General features: G+C 51.7%; 21 protein-coding genes and 1 other RNA gene. 20 read left to right on the top strand and 2 right to left on the bottom strand.

Annotated features, from left to right (window positions below; genetic code table 11):
- Positions 1-12 precede the first annotated feature (12 nt).
- The 3 genes from rnr to ssrA all read left to right on the top strand — a co-directional run bounded on the left by rnr (position 13) and on the right by ssrA (position 3,275).
- Entirely contained in the window at positions 13-2,280 is a 2,268-nt protein-coding gene (gene rnr / locus NSQ22_RS16230) for a ribonuclease R (protein ID WP_060476238.1), read from the top strand.
- Between the two features lie 80 nt (positions 2,281-2,360).
- Entirely contained in the window at positions 2,361-2,828 is a 468-nt protein-coding gene (gene smpB, locus NSQ22_RS16225; protein WP_008880280.1) for an SsrA-binding protein SmpB, read from the top strand.
- 95 nt (positions 2,829-2,923) lie between these two features.
- Positions 2,924-3,275: a transfer-messenger RNA gene (gene ssrA / locus NSQ22_RS16220) on the top strand.
- 193 nt (positions 3,276-3,468) lie between these two features.
- Here ssrA and NSQ22_RS16215 read toward each other — a convergent pair.
- The gene (locus NSQ22_RS16215; protein WP_008880279.1) at positions 3,469-4,032 is read right to left on the bottom strand and encodes a glutathione peroxidase; all 564 of its coding nucleotides are present in this window, start codon (positions 4,030-4,032) and stop codon (positions 3,469-3,471) included.
- Positions 4,033-4,383: 351 nt separating this feature from the next.
- On the opposite strand from NSQ22_RS16215, the gene NSQ22_RS16210 reads away from it, so the two are divergent.
- Both NSQ22_RS16210 and NSQ22_RS16205 read left to right on the top strand, forming a co-directional pair.
- A complete protein-coding gene (locus tag NSQ22_RS16210; protein ID WP_008880278.1) occupies positions 4,384-4,647 on the top strand; it encodes a YuzF family protein in 264 nt (87 codons plus the stop codon).
- Positions 4,631-5,527 carry a manganese catalase family protein gene (locus NSQ22_RS16205; RefSeq protein WP_011888165.1) on the top strand — a complete coding sequence of 299 codons (897 nt, stop codon included), beginning with the start codon at positions 4,631-4,633 and terminating at the stop codon, positions 5,525-5,527. Before NSQ22_RS16210 ends, NSQ22_RS16205 begins: the two co-directional genes overlap by 17 nt.
- 187 nt (positions 5,528-5,714) lie before the next feature.
- Here the strand turns inward: NSQ22_RS16205 and NSQ22_RS16200 are convergent, their stop codons facing one another.
- Complete coding sequence (locus NSQ22_RS16200; protein WP_008880276.1) at positions 5,715-6,632, bottom strand: LysR family transcriptional regulator; 918 nt, start codon at positions 6,630-6,632, stop codon at positions 5,715-5,717.
- A gap of 161 nt (positions 6,633-6,793) precedes the next feature.
- Between NSQ22_RS16200 and hpaB the strand changes: the two genes are divergently transcribed.
- The 15 genes from hpaB (at position 6,794) to NSQ22_RS16125 (ending at position 21,405) form a co-directional block, all read left to right on the top strand.
- Positions 6,794-8,272, top strand: coding sequence for a 4-hydroxyphenylacetate 3-monooxygenase, oxygenase component (hpaB, locus tag NSQ22_RS16195; protein WP_008880275.1), 1,479 nt, complete (start codon positions 6,794-6,796; stop codon positions 8,270-8,272).
- A 19-nt stretch (positions 8,273-8,291) separates the two neighbouring features.
- Positions 8,292-9,275: a 3,4-dihydroxyphenylacetate 2,3-dioxygenase gene (hpaD, locus tag NSQ22_RS16190; RefSeq protein ID WP_008880274.1), complete on the top strand. Its 984-nt coding sequence runs from the start codon at positions 8,292-8,294 to the stop codon at positions 9,273-9,275.
- 97 nt (positions 9,276-9,372) lie between these two features.
- Complete coding sequence (hpaI, locus tag NSQ22_RS16185) at positions 9,373-10,302, top strand: 2,4-dihydroxyhept-2-ene-1,7-dioic acid aldolase (RefSeq protein ID WP_008880273.1); 930 nt, start codon at positions 9,373-9,375, stop codon at positions 10,300-10,302.
- Between the two features lie 85 nt (positions 10,303-10,387).
- On the top strand, positions 10,388-11,188 hold the full coding sequence (locus NSQ22_RS16180) for a fumarylacetoacetate hydrolase family protein (RefSeq protein ID WP_035498469.1): 801 nt from the start codon (positions 10,388-10,390) through the stop codon (positions 11,186-11,188).
- Positions 11,185-11,922, top strand: a complete 738-nt coding sequence (locus NSQ22_RS16175; protein ID WP_339263844.1) for a fumarylacetoacetate hydrolase family protein — start codon at positions 11,185-11,187, stop codon at positions 11,920-11,922. The genes NSQ22_RS16180 and NSQ22_RS16175 overlap by 4 nt, the downstream gene beginning before the upstream one ends.
- Positions 11,923-11,996: 74 nt before the next feature.
- Positions 11,997-12,389, top strand: coding sequence for a 5-carboxymethyl-2-hydroxymuconate Delta-isomerase (locus NSQ22_RS16170; protein ID WP_060476234.1), 393 nt, complete (start codon positions 11,997-11,999; stop codon positions 12,387-12,389).
- Positions 12,390-12,404: 15 nt separating this feature from the next.
- Positions 12,405-13,916 (top strand): 5-carboxymethyl-2-hydroxymuconate semialdehyde dehydrogenase, encoded by a 1,512-nt coding sequence (hpaE, locus tag NSQ22_RS16165; protein ID WP_081157323.1) that lies wholly within the window; start codon positions 12,405-12,407, stop codon positions 13,914-13,916.
- Positions 13,917-13,955: 39 nt separating this feature from the next.
- Entirely contained in the window at positions 13,956-14,603 is a 648-nt protein-coding gene (locus tag NSQ22_RS16160) for a GntR family transcriptional regulator (RefSeq protein ID WP_035499355.1), read from the top strand.
- An 86-nt stretch (positions 14,604-14,689) separates the two neighbouring features.
- Complete coding sequence (locus NSQ22_RS16155) at positions 14,690-15,859, top strand: ABC transporter substrate-binding protein (RefSeq protein ID WP_008880267.1); 1,170 nt, start codon at positions 14,690-14,692, stop codon at positions 15,857-15,859.
- 69 nt (positions 15,860-15,928) lie between these two features.
- Complete coding sequence (locus NSQ22_RS16150) at positions 15,929-16,810, top strand: branched-chain amino acid ABC transporter permease (protein WP_008880266.1); 882 nt, start codon at positions 15,929-15,931, stop codon at positions 16,808-16,810.
- Positions 16,811-16,816: 6 nt separating this feature from the next.
- Positions 16,817-17,887 (top strand): branched-chain amino acid ABC transporter permease, encoded by a 1,071-nt coding sequence (locus NSQ22_RS16145; protein WP_171355348.1) that lies wholly within the window; start codon positions 16,817-16,819, stop codon positions 17,885-17,887.
- Complete coding sequence (locus tag NSQ22_RS16140) at positions 17,884-18,663, top strand: ABC transporter ATP-binding protein (protein WP_078172662.1); 780 nt, start codon at positions 17,884-17,886, stop codon at positions 18,661-18,663. The genes NSQ22_RS16145 and NSQ22_RS16140 overlap by 4 nt, the downstream gene beginning before the upstream one ends.
- Complete coding sequence (locus NSQ22_RS16135) at positions 18,657-19,385, top strand: ABC transporter ATP-binding protein (protein ID WP_008880263.1); 729 nt, start codon at positions 18,657-18,659, stop codon at positions 19,383-19,385. Before NSQ22_RS16140 ends, NSQ22_RS16135 begins: the two co-directional genes overlap by 7 nt.
- A gap of 143 nt (positions 19,386-19,528) precedes the next feature.
- The gene (locus tag NSQ22_RS16130) at positions 19,529-19,996 is read left to right on the top strand and encodes a flavin reductase family protein (protein ID WP_008880258.1); all 468 of its coding nucleotides are present in this window, start codon (positions 19,529-19,531) and stop codon (positions 19,994-19,996) included.
- 404 nt (positions 19,997-20,400) lie between these two features.
- A complete protein-coding gene (locus NSQ22_RS16125) occupies positions 20,401-21,405 on the top strand; it encodes a TAXI family TRAP transporter solute-binding subunit (protein ID WP_171355346.1) in 1,005 nt (334 codons plus the stop codon).
- Positions 21,406-21,423: the final 18 nt, after the last annotated feature.

Here is a 21,423-nt window from a genome sequence, read left to right as displayed (position 1 = left end):
AGGAGAGGGCCGATGGATCACGCATTGGCCGAACGAATTTTAACGTTTATGCGCGACGAGGCGTACAAGCCGCTGACAGTTCAAGAGCTCGAAGAAGCGTTTGGGATCACGGAGGCGGACGAATTTAAAACGTTCGTTAAAACGCTTGTCGCCATGGAAGAGGAAGGGCTTGTCGTTCGGACACGCAGCAACCGCTACGGTGTGCCTGAACGGATGAATCTCGTGCGCGGTAAAGTGACTGGCCATGCGAAAGGATTTGCCTTCGTCACGCCGGAAGAACCGGGAATGGACGACATTTTCATCCCGCCGTCGGAGCTGAAAAATGCCATGCACGGCGACACGGTGCTCGTACGCGTCCAATCCGAGTCCGGCGGAGCGCGCCGCGAAGGGACGATCGTCCGCATTTTGGAGCGCGGGGTGAAAGAAGTCGTCGGTACATATACGGAAAGCAAATATTTCGGCTTTGTCATCCCCGATGATAAGCGGATCGTCAACGATATTTTCATCCCGAAAAATGCGGCGAACGGGGCGGTCGAAGGGCATAAAGTCGTCGTCCGGCTCACATCATACCCGGAAGGACGAATGAGCGCCGAAGGGGAAGTCGTCCAAATTCTTGGCCATAAAAACGACCCGGGCGTCGATATTTTATCGGTCATCTATAAGCACGGCTTACCGCTTCAGTTTCCGGATGATGTCATCGATCATGCCAATCGTGTTCCTGATGTGATTACGGAAAAGGATCTCGAGGGGCGCCGCGACTTGCGCGGTGAGATGATCGTCACCATCGACGGCGAAGATGCGAAAGACTTGGACGATGCGGTGACCGTGACAAAACTTGAGAACGGAAACTATAAACTGGGCGTCCATATTGCCGATGTGAGCCATTATGTCGAAGAAGGCTCGCCGATTGACCGCGAAGCGTACGAACGCGGAACGAGCGTCTATTTGGTCGATCGTGTCATTCCGATGATTCCGCACCGGTTGTCGAACGGCATTTGCTCGCTCAACCCGAAAGTCGACCGGTTGACGCTATCGTGTGAAATGGAAATCACCCCGCAAGGCGAAGTCGTCAGTCATGACATTTTCCAGAGCGTCATCCGCACGACGGAACGGATGACATATTCTGACGTCAATAAAATTTTGGTCGATAAAGATGAGGCGTTGCGTGAAAAATACGCGCCGCTTGTGCCGATGTTTGAACTCATGGCTGAGCTCGCCGACATTTTGCGAACGAAGCGGATGAAGCGCGGGGCGATCGATTTCGATTTTAAAGAAGCGAAAGTGCTCGTTGATGAAAACGGCAAGCCATATGACGTCGTTTTGCGCGAGCGATCCGTTGCCGAGCGGCTCATTGAAGAGTTTATGTTGGTGGCGAACGAAACGGTCGCCGAGCATTTCCATTGGCTCAACGTGCCGTTTATGTACCGCGTCCATGAGGATCCGAAGCCGGAGAAACTGCAGCGCTTTTTGGAATTCATTACGAACTTCGGCTATGTCGTCAAAGGGACGGGCAACCAAATCCATCCGCGCGCCTTGCAGCAAATTCTCGAAGCGGTGCGCGGCGAACCGGAAGAAATGGTCATTTCCACCGTCATGCTCCGGTCGATGAAGCAAGCCCGTTATGACGCGGAAAGCCTTGGCCATTATGGCTTGTCCACCGAGTTTTACACCCATTTTACGTCCCCGATCCGCCGCTATCCGGACTTAATCGTCCACCGGTTGATTCGGACGTATCTCATTAACGGACAGATGGATCCTGACACCCAGCAAAAATGGGCGGAAAAGCTGCCTGACATCGCCGAACATGCGTCCAACATGGAACGGCGCGCCGTCGAGGCTGAGCGTGAAACCGATGACTTAAAGAAAACAGAGTTTATGGAAGATAAAATCGGGATGGAATTTGACGGCATCATTAGTTCCGTCACGAACTTCGGTTTGTTTGTCGAGCTCCCGAATACGATCGAAGGGTTGGTGCACGTCAGCTATTTAACGGACGATTATTACCGTTACGACGAGCGCAACTATGCCATGGTCGGCGAGCGGACGGGGAAAATGTACCGCATCGGTGATGAAATTACCGTCCGCGTCATTAACGTCAACAAAGACGAACGAATCGTTGATTTTGAAATCGTCGGCATGAAAGGGCGCCGCCCGCCGAAAGCGAAAGCGGCACCGGTTGTCATTGAAGGGAAAAAGCAAAAGAAAGCAAAGGCACAAGCGAAAAAGAACAACGCTGGCCGCAATGCCAAAGCGAAAAAGAAGAAAAAGAAAAAACGGTGAGGAAAAGCCGAGCAGGCGGCTTTTCCTTCTTTTTCGTTTTTGGTACAATAAAAGCGCTACAAATGAGGAGGAGGACGTTCATGCCAAAAGGGGAAGGAAAAGTCATCGCGCAAAACAAAAAAGCGCGCCATGATTATTTTATTGAAGAAACGTATGAAGCGGGGCTTGTTTTGCAAGGGACGGAAATTAAATCGATCCGCAACGGACGGGTGAACTTAAAAGATTCGTTCGCCAAAGTGGAAAAAGGGGAAGTATTTCTCCATAATATGCATATTAGTCCGTATGAACAAGGCAACCGCTACAACCATGATCCGCTGCGGACGCGCAAGCTCCTCCTGCACCGCCGCGAAATCAACAAACTGATCGGCTACACGAAAGAGCAAGGGTATACGCTCGTACCGCTGAAATTGTATATCAAAAACGGCTTTGCCAAAGTGGAACTTGGCGTCGCCAAAGGGAAGAAAAAATACGACAAGCGCGAAGACATGAAGCGGAAAGAAGCGCAGCGAGAAATCGAGCGGGCGTTCCGTGAGCGGCAAAAAATTTAGCGCATATTTCCATTGAAAATGCGCTCAGCCATGATATAATAAGAGTACGAAAGCCAGTGATTCATGCTTAAGCTCCGATCTTTCTTCGCAACCGCGGGGACGATCCGGATTCGACAGGGGTAGGTCGAGCTTAAGCGGCGAGCCGAGGGGGACGTCCTCGTAAAAACGTCACCTAAAGATAACTGGCAAAGAAAACTACGCTTTAGCTGCCTAATTGCTGCAGCTAGCTCCTCCCGCCATCGCCCGTGTGGCGTCCGAGGGGTTCATATGAAGCGGGCTACGCCCAAATCCGCCGCCTGAGGACGAGGGAAGAGACGAACCAGGCTAGCCGTCGGGAGGCCTGTCGGTAGGCGGAACGAACGGCGAAGCAAAATATACCGACTACGCTCGTAGATGCTTAAGTGGCGATGCCTCTGGACGTGGGTTCGACTCCCACCGTCTCCATTCATTTGATGTCGTAAGTGCCAAAATCCTTGATTAAGGGTTTTGGCACTTTTTGATTTTGAAGCTATTTCTCGAAAGCGACGGATCTCTCACTGTAGAAAACGGATCTCTCACTGTAGAAAAAAGAAAGAGCGAATGGAGAACATCCGTCGTTTTCTTCATTCGCTCTTTTTTGGACATTCCGGTTTATGATGCGTTAGGCATTCGCAGCTGCTTTTAAAGCCTCTTCAATCGCATGTTCGAGATCGATGATGGAATCTGTAGGTTCAAATCGTTTCAGGACTTGTCCGTTGGCATCCACTAAAAATTTGGTAAAGTTCCAACGAATGTTCTTGCCGTCAAGGAAGAATGGGTTGATTTCTTGAATTTTCGTTTTCAGCATTTTCTCTTCCAAATTAACACCGAACTCGCGACAATCTGCTTGTTCTTTTAAGTATTGGAAAAGCGGATGGGCGTGTTCTCCGTTGACATCAATCACTTCAAAAATAGGGAACGTTACACCGAATTTGACTTTACACATCGTTGCCGTCTCTTGGCCGTTTTCAGGATTTTGCTCTGCAAACTGATTGCTTGGAAAACCTAAAATCACGAATCCTTGATGGGCAAACTTTTTATACAATCTTTGTAAATCTTCAAATTGATATGTAAAACGGCAGTGGTTTGCTGTGTTCACAATTAACATCGTTTTATTTCGGTATGTTTCCATGGATAAGATTTCACCATTAGGCTTTTTTACTAGATAATCATAAATCGTTGTCATCAGCCATCCCCTTCTGAAGAATGATTTTTATCTAATGATTAGTATATCTTTCCTCTATGTTCCTTCAACTAATATGCAACGACTTAAAGATAGGAATGATGAGCCGCTCCCGCTTCTACAAATGAGAAAGGTTCATTAAGGCATACACACGAAAAAACGCATCAAAGAAAGCCTCTTTTTCCTTTGCGGATGAAGAGGCTTTTTTATATTTACTGTTTTGTCGTGTCATTGATGCGAAACGCCCCGTAACGCGCTGCTTGACCGGGCTTGGTTGTTGTCATGTTTTCGGTGGGGCTTCATACGTATAAAGAGGAACGATTTTTTACTTTAGTTTATAAGGAGGAACAGCGCATGAACCAACCGTATGCGTCCCCTCAGCTCGTTTCGCTCATTGATCCTTATGTATATCATGCTCTTCAATCACTGCTCGGTCAACAGGTGGTAGTGGAAACGACTCGGAATTCGCTGCTTGGCACGTTGAGAGACGTCAAGCCGGATCATCTCGTGCTTACGGCTCATCAAAAGGTGTATTATATTCGCTTGGCGCAAGTCGTTTCCGTTCACCTTGGCGACGTGGGGAAAGGAGGAGCATACCGTGGTGTTTCAGAGGATTGATCGGTTGGCCATCGAATTGCCGCCACCGAAGTACGCAGACGCGAATGCGGCGGCCGCTGTTCAAGAGCTGCTAGGCGGCCGCTTTGGGGAAATGTCCACGTTGAACAATTATTTGTTTCAGTCATTCAACTTTCGGCAAAAATCAAAACTGCGCCCGTTTTACGAGCTGGTGGCGAGCATTACGGCGGAAGAATTCGGCCATGTCGAGCTTGTCGCCAATACGATCAACCTTTGTTTGACTGGGACCACCCATCCCGGCGATCCCGATTGTACACCGATGAGAGAGGCAAAAGACAAACGCAATTCGTATCATTTCATCGCCACTGCGCAAACCGCCTTTCCTGGTGATTCCATGGGCAATCCGTGGAAGGGAGAGTATGTGTTCAACAGTGGCAACTTGATTTTGGATTTGCTTCATAACTTTTTCTTGGAATGCGGCGCGCGCACGCATAAAATGCGCGTGTATGAAATGACGAACCATCCGACTGCCCGTGAGATGATCGGCTACTTGTTGGTGCGGGGCGGTGTTCATATTTTAGCGTATGCGAAAGCATTGGAAGTGGCGACTGGCGTTGATGTGAAGAAGATGTTGCCGATCCCGAAGTTAGATAACCGGGCGTTCGATGAAGCGCGCAAATATGAAGACCAAGGCCTCCATCGCCGTTTGTATACGTTCAGCGATCGATATTACAAGGAGATCGCCCGCATTTGGCATGGGACGCATCCGAGTGACGGACAGCCGCTAGAAGTGGTGGAAGGCGCCCCGCAAGGAGGAACGATTCCAGATTTGGATGCCGTGCCGGAAGAATTTGCCCCTGGCATTTCCATGGAAGACTTTTTGGACATTGGCAAGCGGCTGATGCGTTCGGCTGGGTTGTAGAAAAGCTGTTTGCGCTCATCCATCACCATCTTTAGGCATGGACGGATCGAGGGGCCCCTATATACACGAGCCCCTCTTTTTTTCTATGCGCATCGATCCCACGGTATGACCATGCGCATTCCCTCGGCAGTTGGCTTTCTCCCACTTGGCATCGGATCTCGATTGCTCCTCTCTGCCTCATTTCGTTTCACACATGTTGCTTTTTTTCGTTCATGATGGGCATGGCGACGGTTTGTTGCAACAGGTTGAGAAAATGATGGACGCTTTTGGGCACATAGCGCTGTCGATCGATGATGACGGCGGCTTCTGCTTTCATTGATGAGTCAACAATTGGGAGGACGCGAATGCCAGGAAGACGAAACAAGGAAACGGTTGACTGTGGCACAATGGTAGCGCCCATGCCTTGGGCGACAAGGGAAAGCAAAATGGTTGCATCCGGGCATTCGCATAGAACGTTTGGCTCAAACCCATGACGGCGGCATTCCTCGACGACCCGTTCGTACTGTCCGGCACCGTGTACACGGTGAAGAAGGAGGAGCGGCCACTCTGCAAAATCGCGCATCGATAAGGAAGAGCGGCTCAATGCCCAATGCTCAGGCAAGACGGCGACATAACGGTCGCTTGGCAGCGGAATGATGTCGTAATGAGACGAATCGATCGGTAGGCGGACAATGCCGATGTCAATGTGCCGCTCTTGAAGAAGCTGGCAAATGGAAAACGTATCTCCTTCGCGAAGATGAAACGTGACGTTCGGAAACTGTTCGTGGAATTGGCGGATCGTTTGAGCCAAATAGGAAAAGCACGATTTGACGCAGCCGACAGCCAATGTTCCCGTTGCCCCTGTTTCGATTTCTTTCACTTCCGCGATGGCGTCATCTAGCTGGTGCAACAGTTGTTTCGCCTTTTCGTAAAACAATTTGCCCGGTGCGGTGAGTTCCATTTTTTTCGCTTTCCGGTCAAACAATGGGACGCCGAGCTTTTCTTCGAGTTGCTTCAACTGTTGGCTGAGCGGCGGCTGAGCGATATGAAGTTTTTGTGCCGCCTTCGTGATTTGTCCCTCTTCGGCGATGGTAACGAAGTATTTTAGCTGTTTCACATCGATCATGTCCGTGTCTCCTTTCTCTACCGCTTCTATATATTTTTCATATAGAATAGTTGATTCTTTTTGTATTTTTCATATATGAAATCATATGTTATATTAATTTTGAACATTCTGAATGATAGCGCTTACTTCATCTATTATACTTGAAAATGGGAGGAATGAAAATGCCAGCCAAAACAGGAAATCAGTATATGGAGAGGCTGAAGCAGGCGAAAAGCAGCGTGTACATTCATGGGGAAAAAGTCGAAGATGTCACCGTCCACCCGGCGTTTCGCAATGTCGTTCGCTCCATGGCGGCGCTGTACGACCGGCAATATGAAAAGCCGGACAAGATGTTGTATCGGTCGCCGACAACCGGACAGTTGGTCGGGATGACGTTTATCCAGCCGACCACGATCGATGAGCTCATCGCCCGCCGCGAAGCAACGCAAGAGTGGGCGCGGATGTCGGCCGGAATGATGGGGCGCTCGCCGGATTACTTAAACGCCGAAGTGATGGCGATGGGCATCGCCAATGATTTGTTTGCCGAAGACGACCCGATGTTTGCCGAGAATGCGAGAAACTATTATGAATATGCGCGGGAAAATGACATCAGCTTGACCCATACGCTCATCCATCCGCAAATGAACCGCGCCAAGGCGCTTCACGAGCAAAAAGACGCCGATGTGCCGCTCCATTTGGTGGAACGGCGAAAAGACGGCATCATCGTCAGCGGTATCCGTCTGTTGGCGACGCAAGGTGGAATCACAGATGAAATTTTAGTGTTCCCGTCTACGGTGAAAAAATCGACAGCCGGTGAAGATCCGTATGCGCTCGCCTTTGCCATCCCGAACAATACGCCGGGGGTGAAGTTCATTTGCCGCGAGGCGTTCGATTACGGGCGCAGCACGTGGGATCATCCGCTCGCGTCTCGATTTGAAGAAGGCGATGCGATCGTTTCGTTTGAAAACGTGTTTGTGCCATGGGAGCGCGTCTTTGTTTGCGGCAATTCGTCGATTTGTAACCGGACGTTCCGTGAAACGAATGCGGTCGTTCATATGTCCCATCAAGTTGTGGCGAAAAACATCGTCAAAACGGAGTTTTTGCTTGGGGTTACCCTTTGTCTCATTGAAGCAATCGGCATTGGTGAGTTTCAACATGTGAAGGACAAAGGGGCGGAAATCATGCTTGCTCTCGAAACGATGAAAAGCCACTTGTACCGGGCTGAGCATAACGCAAAGCCAGATCGTTGGGGAACGATGACACCGGATTTTGCCGCTTTGGATGCTGCGCGCAACTGGTATCCGCGCGTGTATCCGCGTTTGGTGGAAATCATCCGCATTTTAGGGGCGTCCGGCTTGATGGCGATTCCGACGGAAGCAGATTTTGAACATGAAGAAATTGGGGACATCGTCCGCCGGGCAATGCAAGGGGCGACGGTGGACGGTTATGAACGTGTCCAACTGTTCCGGCTGGCTTGGGATTTGACGATGAGCGCGTTCGGTGCGCGGCAGACGCACTATGAATATTACTTTTTCGGTGACCCCGTGCGGATGGGGATGGCCTATTTCGACGGCTATGAAAAAGAGTCGTATAAACAGTTTGTGCAAGAATTTTTGCGTACGAAAAAAAGTGTTTCGATTCCGTTGAACAGCGATCATTGATTAGAGGGGGAGAGGAACAATGACGTTTTCCATCATTCGTTGTGCTCGCGCGGTGCTGCATGTGACTGATTTGGCCGCGTCGCGTGACTTTTACGAACGGGTGCTTGGATTTGTCGTGACGGAAGCGGATCGTGAGCATATCTATTTGCGCGGGTTGGAAGAATATCACCACCATAGCTTAGTGCTGAAAAAAGCGTCGCGTCCGGCGGTTGAAGCACTTAGCTACAAAGTCGGTTCCGAGCAAGAACTCGAAGCGCTGTACGAATGGTTTGCGGCGCAACAGCTGAACCCGAGATGGCTTGAGGACGGCTCGCAGCGTGCCATCGGACGGGCGTTTCGCGTCCAAGACCCATTAGGGCTGCCGCTTGAGTTTTTCGCGCATATGGAGAAAACCGAGCGGTTGTTGCAGCGCTATGACTTGTATCGCGGTGCCCGCGTCCAACGCATTGACCATTTCAACTGCGCAATAACGGATGTCCAGAAAGGATACGATTTTTACGTCCGCGGTTTAGGTTTTGCCTGCTCAGAATATACGGAAACAAAGGATGGCAAGCTGTGGGCGGCTTGGCTGCATCGGAAGCAAAATGTCCATGATTTGGCGCTCATGAACGGGAAAGGTCCGCGCCTTCATCATATCGGTTTTTGGCTGCCGGATCCGCTCAGCCTGATTCATGCGTGCGATGTGCTGGCGGCATCGGGATATAGCTCCAGCATTGAACGGGGGCCGGGGCGGCATGGGTTATCCAATGCGTTCTTTGTCTATTTGCGTGACCCGGACGGCCATCGAATCGAGTTGTATAACGGTGATTATTTGACGAGCGATCCGGATTTTCCGCCGATTCGCTGGGATTTGGACGATCCGCGGCGTCAGACGTTTTGGGGGCATGCGGCGCCGGATAGTTGGTTTGAAGAGGCGTCGGACATGTTGGACGTCCATAGCGGCGAACCGATTGAACCGAACGAACCGACGTTGCAGAAAGTGAAACCGACCTTTTTGATCTAACAAAAATCATATATGATTTTATAGTTGATTTGATATATATTATTCTGTATAATGTGATTAAGATTCTGAAAAATCAGTCCATTAGGAGGCAAGGGGGATGGCATACCGCGAGGTGAAAGAGCGGCTGCGCGGCTCGATTGCGCCGGTCGTCACGCCGTTTGATGAAGAAGGAAACGTTGATTTGACCACGTTGACGTCGCTCATTGATTGGCATATAAAAAGCGGCACACACGGCATTTCGGTGACGGGAACATCCGGCGAACCGAGCTCGCTGACGCTTGACGAGCGAAAACAAGTGATGGAAACAGCGAAAAAGGCGGTCGCCGGGCGCGTGCCGTTCGTGCCGGGGACAGGCTCGACGAACCATGCAGAAACGATCGAGTTGACCAAATTTGCGCAAGAGATTGGGGCCGATGCCGCCATGGTCATCGTCCCGTATTACAACCGCCCGTCCCAGCAGGCGCTGTATAAGCATTTTAAGGCGGTGGCTGAGTCGGTTGACATTCCCATCATCGTCTACAATATCCCAGGGCGTACGGCGGTCAATTTGGAAGTTAAAACGTTGGCGCGGCTCGTCGAGGACTGCCCGAACATTATCGGGGTGAAGGAGTCCAACAAAGATTTCGAACATGTCAATCGGGTGCTATGGCATTGCGGGCGCGATTTTCTACTGTTCTCCGGCATCGAGCTGTTGTGCTATCCGATGTTGGCGATCGGCGGCGCCGGTTCGATCAGCGCAACGGCCAACGTGGTGCCGCAGAAGGTAGCCGAGCTGCATGATGCTTGGTTTGACGGCGACGTCAAGCGGGCGCAAGACCTTCACTTTGAACTGATGGAGCTCAATGATGTGCTGTTTATTGAAACGAACCCAGGACCGGTAAAGGCAGCGCTTGGCATGTTGGGAAAAATCACCCCGAAGCTTCGTCTGCCGCTTGATTTGCCGAGTGAAGAGCACCAGGAACAAATCCGCCGCACGCTCGTCAAATATGGGTTGTTGACTGAGGCGGCACAGCAGCCGGCGAAATAAGCGTTGCCGGCTGTTCCGCCTGAAGGAAGGCGGGCGGCGCGCCCACCGGTCTTGACATGGAGAGGCTGTGACGTTGATTACCGCGATGGAAGGGAGAGAGGCGATCGTGAATGTGCGGCTGCGCCTGGCCGGACGGCGGCATTCGATTGAGGCGGAAGTGGACTGGCGCGGCGGGACGGTGACGTTGGACAGACGAACATCGCGCATCGATGAATGGGAGTGGGATGCGCCGGAAGTCGGTGCCGTGTATGGGGTGGCGCTCAATGATCGACGGGAATGGGAGGCGATGGCCGAGGCGATGACCGCCCCGCCGTATCGGAAGCCACCGGAAGGTCCGGTGCTGTATATGAAGCCGGCCAATACGATCAACGCCCATCGGAGGCCGGTCGTTCTCCCGTCCGGCGTCAACCGGCTTCGCACCGCTCCAGCGATCGGCCTTGTCATCGGGCGGACGGCCGCGCGCGTCCGTCCTGAGGGGGCGCTCGATGTCGTATTCGGCTATACGATTGTAAACGATTTGTCCATCCCGCATGAGCAGCTGTACCGCCCGGCGGTGAAGGAGCAGGCGCGCGACGGGTTCACTCCGATCGGTCCATGGGTGGTGCCAAAAGAGGAAACCGTGCCGCTGTCGTCGTTGGCGGCACGCGTATATGTAAACGGCCGTCTTGTTCAATGCGTCGATCTCCGTCGTTTTCGGCGCCCGCCTGAACAATGGCTCGCGGACGTGACCGAGTTTATGACGCTTGAGCAGGGCGATGTGCTGTTTTTCAGCTGGCCGGCCGACGCCCCGCTCGTTTCGGCAGGGGATGTGGTGCGCATCGAAATGGACGGGATCGGCGCGTTGGAAAATCCGATCGTTGCCGAAGAAGGGGGAGAAGGGGAATGAAGCAGGCGCGCGTCGCGTGGAACGGAACGGTGACCGAAGCCGAGCCGCTTGACAGCGGCCGCCTTCTTCTGCCGGATGGAACGATCGTCGATGAGCATGAGGTGATGTGGCTTCCCCCGGTCGAGCCGCGCACGATCGTGGCGCTTGGGTTGAATTACGCGGATCATGCCGGGGAGTTGTCGTTTGCCGTTCCGAAAGAGCCGCTTTTCTTTTTCAAAGGGAAAAACACGCTAATCGGCCACCGCGGCCGCACCGTCCGGCCGGCAGGGGTTGACATGATGCATTACGAATGCGAACTCGCCGTGGTCATCGGCCGCCCGGCTCGTCGAGTGAAGGCAGAACAGGCGTATGATTACATTTGGGGGTACACGATTGCCAACGATTACGCTGTTCGCGATTACTTGGAAAATTACTACCGACCGAATTTTCGCGTTAAAAACCGTGACCGAACAACGCCGCTCGGCCCGTGGATTGTCAGCCATGAGGAAGTTGGCGATCCGATGGCGCTGGCGTTGCGGACGTATGTCAATGGAGCGCTCGTGCAGGAAGGATATACAGGCGATATGATTTTTTCCATTCCATATTTGCTTGAATATATTACGAGTTTTATGACGCTCGCGCCAGGCGATCTGATTTTGACCGGCACACCGAAAGGGGCGGTGAACGTTCAGCCCGGCGATGAAGTCGTCGCGGAAATTGAGCGTATCGGCCGGCTCATCAATTACATTGAATAACCAGCATCCAACGATGCGCGAACCATTCAGTTAAAGAGCACGGGGCCTTTTCAGAACGAAAGGGAGGAAGCGCGATGCCGCACTTTGTTTTGGAATATACGGACAATCTTGGCGAAGAGGCCGACATTCGCGGCTTGCTGACGAAAATCAATCAAGCATTGATACGCCGGAGCGATTGGTTTCCGATCGGCGGCATCCGTTCACGAGCCATCCGGCTTCATGAGTATTGTGTGGCGGATGGCTCCCATGATGATGCTTTTGTGCATGGGACGCTGAAAATCGGTGCCGGTCGCCCAGAGGCAGTGAAAAAAGCAGTCGGCGATGAACTGTTTGCGATTATGAAAGACCATTTCGCCCCGCTGTTTGCCAAGCGGTATTTGGCGTTGTCGCTCGAGTTATATGAATTCAGCGAGGCGGGGACGTACAAGCATAACAACATTCATGCGCGTTATCGAACAACGCCGTAGCAGAGGGGGAGACGAATGGCAACGCAACCGAACGTGCTTCATTATATTAATGGGCAGTTTGTCGAAAGTGCGAACGGCGCGTTTTTTGACAACATAAACCCTTTTACGAATGAACCGATTAACCAAGTGGCGGAAGGGAACAAAGAAGATATCGATGCGGCGGTCCGGGCTGCGAAGGACGCGTTTGATGGCGGCCCGTGGCGGACGATGCCGGTCGAGGAGCGGCTTCGTTACGTGCTTCGCATCGCTGAGTTGATTGAACGGTATAAAGAAGAGATCGCCTACTTAGAGGCGCTCGACACCGGCATTCCGATCAGCCAAGCGAAAAAACAGGCTGCCCGTGCGGCGGAAAACTTCCGTTTTTACGCCGAAATGGTAAAAACGCGCCTTGTCGGTGAGGCGTATCACGTCAATGGACAGTTTTTAAACTATACGGTCTATAAACCGGTCGGAGTCGCGGGGCTGATCACACCATGGAATACGCCGTTTATGCTTGAGACGTGGAAAGTTGCCCCGGCGCTCGCAACCGGCAATACGGTCGTCTTGAAACCGGCTGAGTGGTCGCCGTTGACGGCTAATAAACTGGCAGAAATCATCGATGAAGCCGGATTGCCTGCCGGAGTGTTCAACGTTGTGCATGGATTTGGTGAGACAGCGGGTGCTGCGCTTGTTGCCCATCCGGACGTGCGCCTCATATCCTTCACCGGGGAGACGACAACCGGCATGGAAATCATCCGCAACAGTGCCGCGACGTTGAAGAAAACGTCGATGGAACTTGGCGGCAAGTCACCGCTCATCGTCTTTGCCGACGCGGACATGGAACGGGCGCTCGATGCGGCAGTGTGGGGCGTGTTTTCGCTCAATGGCGAACGGTGCACCGCCAATTCGCGATTGTTGTTGGAACAATCGATATATGATGAGTTTGTGGAACGGCTGAAACAGCGCGTCGATCAAATCGTCATCGGCGATCCGATGAATCCGGCGACCGAGCTGGGTCCGCTCATTCATCGCGCCCACTGGGAGCGGGTGAACCGCTACATTGAGATCGCCAAGCAAGAAGGAGCGGACGTTTACGCCGCACGCGTGCCGGAAGGATTGGAAAAAGGCAATTTCGTGCCGCCGACGCTGCTGCTTGGCTGTCATAATCGCATGAAGGTGGCGCAAGAAGAAATCTTTGGCCCCGTGATGGCGGTCATGGCGTTTGCTGATGAACAAGAGGCGATCCGGTTGGCAAATGATGTGAAATACGGGCTAGCAGCATACGTCTGGACGAACGATATGAAGCGTGGACACCGCGTCGCCCAAGCGATCGAAAGCGGGATGGCGTGGGTCAACTCGCCAAACGTCCGCGATTTGCGCATTCCATTTGGTGGGACAAAATATAGCGGCATCGGCCGAGAAGGCGGGCATTACAGCTTTGACTTTTACACGGAAGTGCAAGTTGTCCATGTCGCCGTCGGCGACCCGCCGATTCCTTCATTCGGCAAAACGAAGCCTTCATCCGCCTTATCGGTCGAACAGAAATAACTGCTAGCGAACATATATGGCATGGTATATGATAAACGTATGGAAGCAAAAGCGAAAAACAAGACACAGTTGGCGTATGAGTATATTTTGTCCCACATCGAAAGCGGCGCCTACGGGCCAGGATATCGTGTCGTCATCGATCAAATTGCTCGCGAGTTGGGGTTAAGCAGCATCCCGGTGCGCGAGGCGATCCGCCAGCTTGAGGCGGAAGGATTGGTCGAGTTTAAGCCGTATGCTGGCGCCGTTGTCAGCACGATTAACGAGAAAGAATACGTGGAAACCTTGTCTGTGTTGGCGGTTTTAGAGGGCTATGCGACGGCGCTCGGCTCCGCTAAACTAACGAAGGAGGCGATCAAGCAGCTGGAACAGTTGAACGAGCAGATGGAGCGAGCGCTGGAAGAGCTGGAGCTGGAACGGTTCAGCGAGCTGAACTATGCGTTCCATTCTTTGATTTATTCGCACTGTGGCAATGCGTATTTAGAAGAGCAAATCAAGCAAATTTGGCAGCGCATGAAGCGCATTCGCGCTTACGGGTTCACCCTCGTCCCGCAGCGGGCGAAAGCTTCGATTGGAGAACATCGGGAAATGATTCGCCTGTTACGCGAACAAGCACCGCCGCACGAGGTGGAGCAGTATGCGCGCCAACATAAAATGAACACCATCGAAGCATTTTTGCGGCGGCGTTAACTTCCTTCCGCCAAGCAGGAGCGCTTGGCGGAAGGAAGGTTGATTTGATTGGAAGCGATTTCAATTAAAAAGGGGGGATAAAGACGATGAGAAAAAGGGTGTATGCTTGTTTGGCGGCATTGCTCGTTCTTTTGGTTGCCGCCTGCGGAAAGACGGCGACATCCGGAACTGAGGATGAAATCAAAATTGGCGCCATTTTCTCTGCTTCCGGAGGAGCGGCCCCGCTCGGCAAACCGGAAATGGAGACTGTCAAAATGTTGGTGGAGCAATGGAATAAACAAGGCGGTATAGATGGAAAGAAAATCAAGTTGATTGCCTATGATGACAAGTCCAACCAAAACGAGGCCGTATTATCCACGAAAAAACTGATCGAGCAAGACAAAGTGACGGCGCTGATTGGCGGCACGATCAGTGGCAACTCCCTAGCTATGATCCCGCTCATCGAAAAGGCAGGCATTCCGTACATTTCCCTCGCAGCAAGTAAACAAATCGTCAACCCAAGCGATGGGTCCTCACGCCATTGGACATTCAAAACAGCCCAAGGAGATGACATCGTCATTCAGAAACTGCTCAGCTTTTTGAAAGAAAAAGGCTGGACAAGCATCGCCTGGCTCAACGTCGCCAATGCCTATGGCACAAGCGGGCATAGCGAATTTGCGCACTATGCTCCGGAGTACGGAGTCAAAGCTGTGATTGAAGAGGAATTTGAGGCGACAGTCGACGATGCAAAGGCGATGTTGACAAGAGTGAAAAAAGCCAATCCACAGGCGATCGTCGTCTGGGGAACAGCGCAAGAATCAGCAGTTGTGACGAAGAATATCCGCGAGTTGGGCATTGATGTGCCGATTATTGAAAGCCACGGTGTTGGTACAAAAAGCTTTATCGATTTGGCTGGCGAAGCGGCGAACGGCGTCATTCTCCCTGCTGGGCGTATTTTAGTGGCTGATCAGCTCCCGGACAGCGATCCACAAAAGGAGACGCTATTAACCTATAAAGAACAGTTTGAGAAAACGTACAACTATGAACCGACGACATTTGGCGGGCATGCTTGGGATGCGTTCCATCTGTTGATGAACGCCATCAAAGAAGGGAAAACCGACAAAGAAAATATACGAGAAGCGTTGGAAAAGACAACGGATTTTGTCGGCATCTCAGGTGTGTTCCGGATGTCGAAAGACGATCATACCGGGCTGGATGCTGACAGTTTGGTGATGGTACAGATTCAAGATGGAAAATTCGTACTGGCAGAGGATTAAGAAAGTGAAAGGGAATTAGGATGCTAATTCCCTTTTGTTTCACCTAGCCAATGGGGGAGGACAAAGCTGATGGAAGCATGGAGCCAGTTTGTGCAGCTGCTGTTTTCTGGGCTGACGATCGGCAGCATTTATGCATTAGTGGCGCTTGGATTTGTCATTACGTACAGTGTGACCGGCATTTTGAATTTGGCCCAAGGTGATTTCGCGATGTTAGGCGCCCTGATTTGTATTGCGTTGGTCAACAGCGGCGTGCCGTTTGTTCTTGCCATCGGGTTGAGCATGATGGCTGCGATGGTGATCGGCGGACTGTTTGAGCGGTTGGCGATTCAGCCGGCGCGTCATTCGTCTGTCGCCGTGCTCATTATTATTACGATCGGCGCATCATTTGTCTTTCGCGGGATCGCTTTGCTTGTTTGGGGGACGGATCCGTATGCCTTGCGCCCGTTTGCTGGGGGTGGATCGCTTTCGATGTTTGGGGCGGTGCTCCAATGGCAAAGCGTTTGGGCGATCGTCATTTCGCTCGCTAGTTTTATCGGGTTACACTTGTTCTTTCACCGGACGTATTTTGGGAAAGCGGTGACCGCTTGTGTGATCAATCCGTTTGCTGCTCGTCTGATGGGCATTGACATCCGCAAAATGTCCCTTGGCGCCATTGCGGTCAGCGCGGGACTTGGTGCTTTGGCGGGGATTGTCATCGCCCCGATCTCCGGCGCCTCATATGATATGGGGATTATGATCGGGTTGAAAGCATTTATCGCGGCTGTTGTCGGTGGATTGACGAACGCTCCGGCCGCGATCGCGGGCGCGTTTCTTGTCGGCTTGCTCGAATCGTTTGCCGAAGGGTATTTGTCTTCTGGATATAAAGACGCGGTTAGTTTCGGGTTGCTGTTGCTTGTGCTCTTTGTCATGCCGAATGGATTGTTTGCGAAAATGACAGGGAAACGGGTATAAGGAGGGATGGCGTTGGAGCGGGATGAACGGATCAAAGGTGGACGAAGGCGGCTAGTGCTGCTCGTTTTGGTGGCCGCCTGGCTTGGTTTCCCTTGGCTTGTGGCAGGAAACAATTATTTGTTGAGCACGCTCATTATCATTGGGGTCTATGCGCTAGTCAGTACAGGGATGACGCTGTTGATGGGATACGCTGGGCAAATTTCGCTCGGCCAAGCCGCTTTTTATGGTGTCGGCGCTTACACGTCTGCCTATTTGACCGCTCATGCAGGATGGCCGCCTTGGCTAGCGATGGCAGTTGGGGCGGTATTGGCCGCTTTGGTGGCGTTTGTCGTGGGTATCCCGGTGTTTCGGTTGCGTGAGCATTATTTAGCCTTGGCGACGTTAGGATTTGGTGTCATTATGTTTACGCTGTTTAAGGAGTGGGAAGCGATCACCGGAGGGTTAAACGGCTTTTTTGGTATTCCGCCGATTAGCGTATTGGGGATGTCCTTGCAGACCGATATTCAGTTTTATTACCTTGTTTGGCTGTTTGTCCTTGCCGGTTTATGGTTTGCCCATAACATCGTCCGCTCTCGGGTCGGAAGGGCGCTGCGGGCGATTCACGGAAGCGAAGTGGCGGCCAGTTCACTTGGGGTGAACATCACCAAATACAAGCTGCAAATCTTTATGCTTAGCGCCATGTATGCTTCGGTTGCCGGCAGTTTGTATGCCCATTATGTGACGTTTATCAACCCGGACTTATTTGGTATCGTTCCTTCGATTTATTTTCTCATTATGGTCGTCATTGGCGGAACGGCGGGCGTATGGGGTGGCCTTGTTGGCGCTGCTGTTTATGTTTGCTTAGGCGAATGGCTAAAAGCGGTCGTTCCAATATTGATGCCGGATGCCGGCGGGGAGTTTGAAATCGTCTTTTTTGGCTTGCTGCTTATTATCATGCTTATTTACATGCCTAGCGGATTGACAGGCGCCGTGCAAAAGGGAATGAAACGATTTAGAACAACGGCTGGAAGTCAGACAGGAACAACAGCAACGACCGAACGCCATGAGGCGCGTTCGATAGGGGGAGGGAACGGATGAGCGCCATGCTGTTGGAAGTCGAACAATTGTCCAAATCATTTGGCGGGGTTCAGGCGGTGCAACGTGTGTCATTTGGGGTGAAAAAAGGAGACATCGTCGCTGTGATCGGGCCGAACGGGGCAGGAAAAACCACATTGTTCAACGTCATCAGCGGTATTACTCCGCCGACAGATGGTGTCGTCCGTTTTCGCGGAATGACGGTCAATGGCAAGCGGCCGGATGAGCTGGCGATGCTTGGCATGACAAGAACGTTTCAAAACTTGCAGCTGTTTGCCGATATGACCGTATTGGAAAACGTGATGGTCGGATACCATCCGCGTTTGAAAAGCGGGATCATAAGCGCCGGTTTTCGCTTGCCGCATACGGTCAAAGAGGAGAAACGGGCGCGGGAAGAGGCGTTCGCCTGCCTCGAGCAAGTCGGATTGGTCGATTTGGCGATGGAGCAGGTGGGAACGCTCCCATATGGGATACAGCGGCTTGTGGAAATTGCCAGGGCTGCTGTCTCCCGCCCTTCGCTCATTTTGCTTGACGAACCGATGGCCGGGCTCAATCCGCAAGAGTCAAAGCAGCTTGTTGATGTATGGTTGGCGATGAGGGAGCAAGGGATCACGTTTTTGTTCGTGGAGCATGATATGGAAACGGTCATGTCGGTCGCCGATCGAATTGTCGTCCTCGATTACGGCCAAAAAATCGCCGAAGGGACACCGGAAGAAATCGCCCGCCATCCGGATGTCATTAAGGCGTATTTAGGTGAAGAGGAGGCGGCGCCATGTTGATAGTTGGCAACGTCCATGTGCATCATGGCCATTTGCACGTGTTAAAAGAGGTAGATCTGCAAGTGAGAGAAGGAGAAATTGTCGCTGTCGTCGGAGCCAACGGGGCGGGGAAAAGTACGTTGCTTGGGACAATTGCCGGCATTTATGCCCCGAAGGAAGGGGAAATTCTCTTTGAAAATGAACCGCTCCCGTATGGAAAGGTGGAACAAGTCGTCGAAAGAGGAATTTGCCTTGTTCCAGAGAGACGGCAAATTTTTGATGGCTTGTCTGTCAAGGATAATATACTTCTTGGGGCCTATCGTCGCTATCGCCGCGATCTTCATGAAGTAAAGCGCGATTACGAGCAAGTACTTGAGTTGTTTCCGAAATTGAAAACGATGCTTGATCGCCCAGGTGGATTGTTAAGCGGCGGGGAGCAGCAAATGTTGGCGATCGCTCGTGGCTTAATGGCAAAACCGAAACTGTTGCTGCTTGACGAACCATCGCTCGGGTTGGCGCCGCTCATCGTTAAAGAAATGATGGAGTTGCTGAAGCGATTGCGCGACCAGCTTCATACCGCCATTGTGCTTGTCGAGCAAAACGTGCGCGCTGCGCTGCAAACGGCGGATTATGCGTATGTTCTCGAACGCGGTCGGATCGTGGCAAACGGGAAAGCCGCTGATCTGCTTGTTGATGAGCGGGTGGCCGAGGCGTATCTCGGATCGGCGGGCCATGGACGATAGTGGTTATGATTGCTTTCTTTATTTACCATGATCAGGAGGGCCTTTGCCGTATAACATCGAAATGATGGGACGGCCATCGCTTTAGGCTCTGTCCTTTAGCTGTGCAAACGAAGTTTACGAAAAGGGAAAGGATGGGAGAACTGATGGATGATCGCACATTTCGCAACGCGATGGGGAAATTCGCAACCGGTGTGACGGTCGTGACGACCGAATTTCAAGGGGAAGTGAAAGGGATGACGGCGAACGCGTTTATGTCCGTTTCGCTTGATCCGAAGCTGGTGGTCGTCTCGATTGGCCATAAAGCGCGGATGCATGACATCGTCAAGCAAACCGGGAAGTTTGCGGTCAATCTTTTGACACGCGACCAAGAAGACTTGTCGCGTTTGTTTGCGGGTCAGCTGAAGGAAGAACGGGATGTGGCGTTTGAATGGGTGGACGGCCACCCGATTTTGCCGGATGCGATGGCGAATGTGTTATGCCGTGTGCACAGCACGTACGTCGCCGGCGACCATACGCTTTATTTCGGCGAAGTGACCCATATTGTGATGAAAGATGAACCAGGCGATCCGCTCTTATTTTTTGAAGGAAAATATCGAAGCATTGGCCAATAAGGATGAGGCAGGTGTGCTGGCCGGCGGATAGCCGGCTAGGCATCTGCTGTTTCGTGAAGAAGTTGAGAGAGGTTTACGCACGAAAGAGTTTCTCAGTCATCTACGTGTAGAACTCCCCCTTTTGCTCCGCGATAGATTCATAGAATGAGCACTCTTCACAGAGGCGAAGTTTCTTCTTTTTTCACCGGAAATGGTTTCCCCCTTGTCGCTAGTCTGTTCATTGTTCTAATGAATCTGCACCATGGAGAAGCGATCTTTGGGATATTTATACCGGCATAAAATAAAAAAGTAAGAAAAATAGACTTGTTGATAACTGATAAAAAATAACCATGGAAATAATATGATAGTTGTGAAAATATCGATTGTACAATATAATCGTAAAAGGAGATGAAAAAAGAAAGGGGATGGTAGGATTGAAGAAACGAAAGTGGTTTACAAGTGCCGTGGCTGTTCTTTCTCTATCACTGTTGCTTGGCGCTTGTGGAAATGGTAATGGGGGGACGGAGAAGGAAGGAGCCGATGGGAAGAAAGACAGCGATGTGAAATTCCTCAGTATTGCTACCGGCGGAACGGGTGGAACGTATTATCCGCTTGGCGGCGCGTTTGCTGACATTATCAAAGATGAAACCGGCATTGATGCGAATGCCATCACTTCTGGTGCATCGGCGGAAAACATGGCCATTTTGGATGCGGGCGATGCGGAAGTTGCGTTTGCTCAAACCGACATCGCGACATATGCGACGGAAGGAAAGCTCATGTTTAAAGAGAAAATTGAAAGCGTTAAAGGGATTGCGACCCTTTACCCGGAAACGATTCAAATCGTGACCACGAAAAAATCAGGCATTCAGTCCGTTGAAGATTTAAAAGGGAAAGTGGTTTCCGTTGGGGAAGCCGGCTCGGGAACGAGAGCAAACGCGGAACAAATTTTGGAAGTTCACGGCATGACGTTGGATGATATTAAAGCGCGCAACTTGTCGTTTGATGATTCCGTCTCCGGCATCCAAGACGGCACGATTGACGCCGCCTTTATTACAGCGGGAACGCCGACAGGAGCGGTGGAAAGCTTGTCAGCAACGGAAGAAGTTGTGATTGTACCGATCGCTGAAGACAAAATCAATGCGCTGATCGAGAAGTATCCGTACTATGCGAAAGACGAAGTGCCTCAAGGCACGTATAAGCTAGCGGAAACGGTTCCGACGGTGGCCGTGCGCGCGATGCTCGTCGCTCGGGAGGATTTGCCGGAAGACGCGGTCTACAACATTACCAAAGCGATTTTTGAAAACTTGGATAAGGTCAAACATGCCAAAGCCCAACAAATCAAGCTAGAAAATGCATTGGACGGCATGTCGATCGAGCTTCATCCAGGGGCGAAGAAATATTTTGATGAAAAAGGAGTTAAAGCGGAATAACAATGTTGCGGGAAGGAC

This window comes from Geobacillus sp. FSL K6-3411 (genome assembly GCF_037965715.1).
GTDB lineage: Bacteria > Bacillota > Bacilli > Bacillales > Anoxybacillaceae > Geobacillus > Geobacillus thermodenitrificans.
This window is presented reverse-complemented; position numbering and strand designations above follow the sequence as displayed.

Coding starts and splice junctions, on each gene's coding strand:
- rnr (WP_060476238.1), top strand. CDS start 13: ATGGATCACGCATTGGCCGAACGAATTTTAACGTTTATGCGCGACGAG.
- smpB (WP_008880280.1), top strand. CDS start 2,361: ATGCCAAAAGGGGAAGGAAAAGTCATCGCGCAAAACAAAAAAGCGCGC.
- NSQ22_RS16215 (WP_008880279.1), bottom strand. CDS start 4,032: ATGACAACGATTTATGATTATCTAGTAAAAAAGCCTAATGGTGAAATC.
- NSQ22_RS16210 (WP_008880278.1), top strand. CDS start 4,384: ATGAACCAACCGTATGCGTCCCCTCAGCTCGTTTCGCTCATTGATCCT.
- NSQ22_RS16200 (WP_008880276.1), bottom strand. CDS start 6,632: ATGATCGATGTGAAACAGCTAAAATACTTCGTTACCATCGCCGAAGAG.
- hpaB (WP_008880275.1), top strand. CDS start 6,794: ATGCCAGCCAAAACAGGAAATCAGTATATGGAGAGGCTGAAGCAGGCG.
- hpaD (WP_008880274.1), top strand. CDS start 8,292: ATGACGTTTTCCATCATTCGTTGTGCTCGCGCGGTGCTGCATGTGACT.
- hpaI (WP_008880273.1), top strand. CDS start 9,373: ATGGCATACCGCGAGGTGAAAGAGCGGCTGCGCGGCTCGATTGCGCCG.
- NSQ22_RS16180 (WP_035498469.1), top strand. CDS start 10,388: ATGGAAGGGAGAGAGGCGATCGTGAATGTGCGGCTGCGCCTGGCCGGA.
- NSQ22_RS16175 (WP_339263844.1), top strand. CDS start 11,185: ATGAAGCAGGCGCGCGTCGCGTGGAACGGAACGGTGACCGAAGCCGAG.
- NSQ22_RS16170 (WP_060476234.1), top strand. CDS start 11,997: ATGCCGCACTTTGTTTTGGAATATACGGACAATCTTGGCGAAGAGGCC.
- hpaE (WP_081157323.1), top strand. CDS start 12,405: ATGGCAACGCAACCGAACGTGCTTCATTATATTAATGGGCAGTTTGTC.
- NSQ22_RS16160 (WP_035499355.1), top strand. CDS start 13,956: ATGGAAGCAAAAGCGAAAAACAAGACACAGTTGGCGTATGAGTATATT.
- NSQ22_RS16155 (WP_008880267.1), top strand. CDS start 14,690: ATGAGAAAAAGGGTGTATGCTTGTTTGGCGGCATTGCTCGTTCTTTTG.
- NSQ22_RS16150 (WP_008880266.1), top strand. CDS start 15,929: ATGGAAGCATGGAGCCAGTTTGTGCAGCTGCTGTTTTCTGGGCTGACG.
- NSQ22_RS16145 (WP_171355348.1), top strand. CDS start 16,817: ATGGCGTTGGAGCGGGATGAACGGATCAAAGGTGGACGAAGGCGGCTA.
- NSQ22_RS16140 (WP_078172662.1), top strand. CDS start 17,884: ATGAGCGCCATGCTGTTGGAAGTCGAACAATTGTCCAAATCATTTGGC.
- NSQ22_RS16135 (WP_008880263.1), top strand. CDS start 18,657: ATGTTGATAGTTGGCAACGTCCATGTGCATCATGGCCATTTGCACGTG.
- NSQ22_RS16130 (WP_008880258.1), top strand. CDS start 19,529: ATGGATGATCGCACATTTCGCAACGCGATGGGGAAATTCGCAACCGGT.
- NSQ22_RS16125 (WP_171355346.1), top strand. CDS start 20,401: ATGGTAGGATTGAAGAAACGAAAGTGGTTTACAAGTGCCGTGGCTGTT.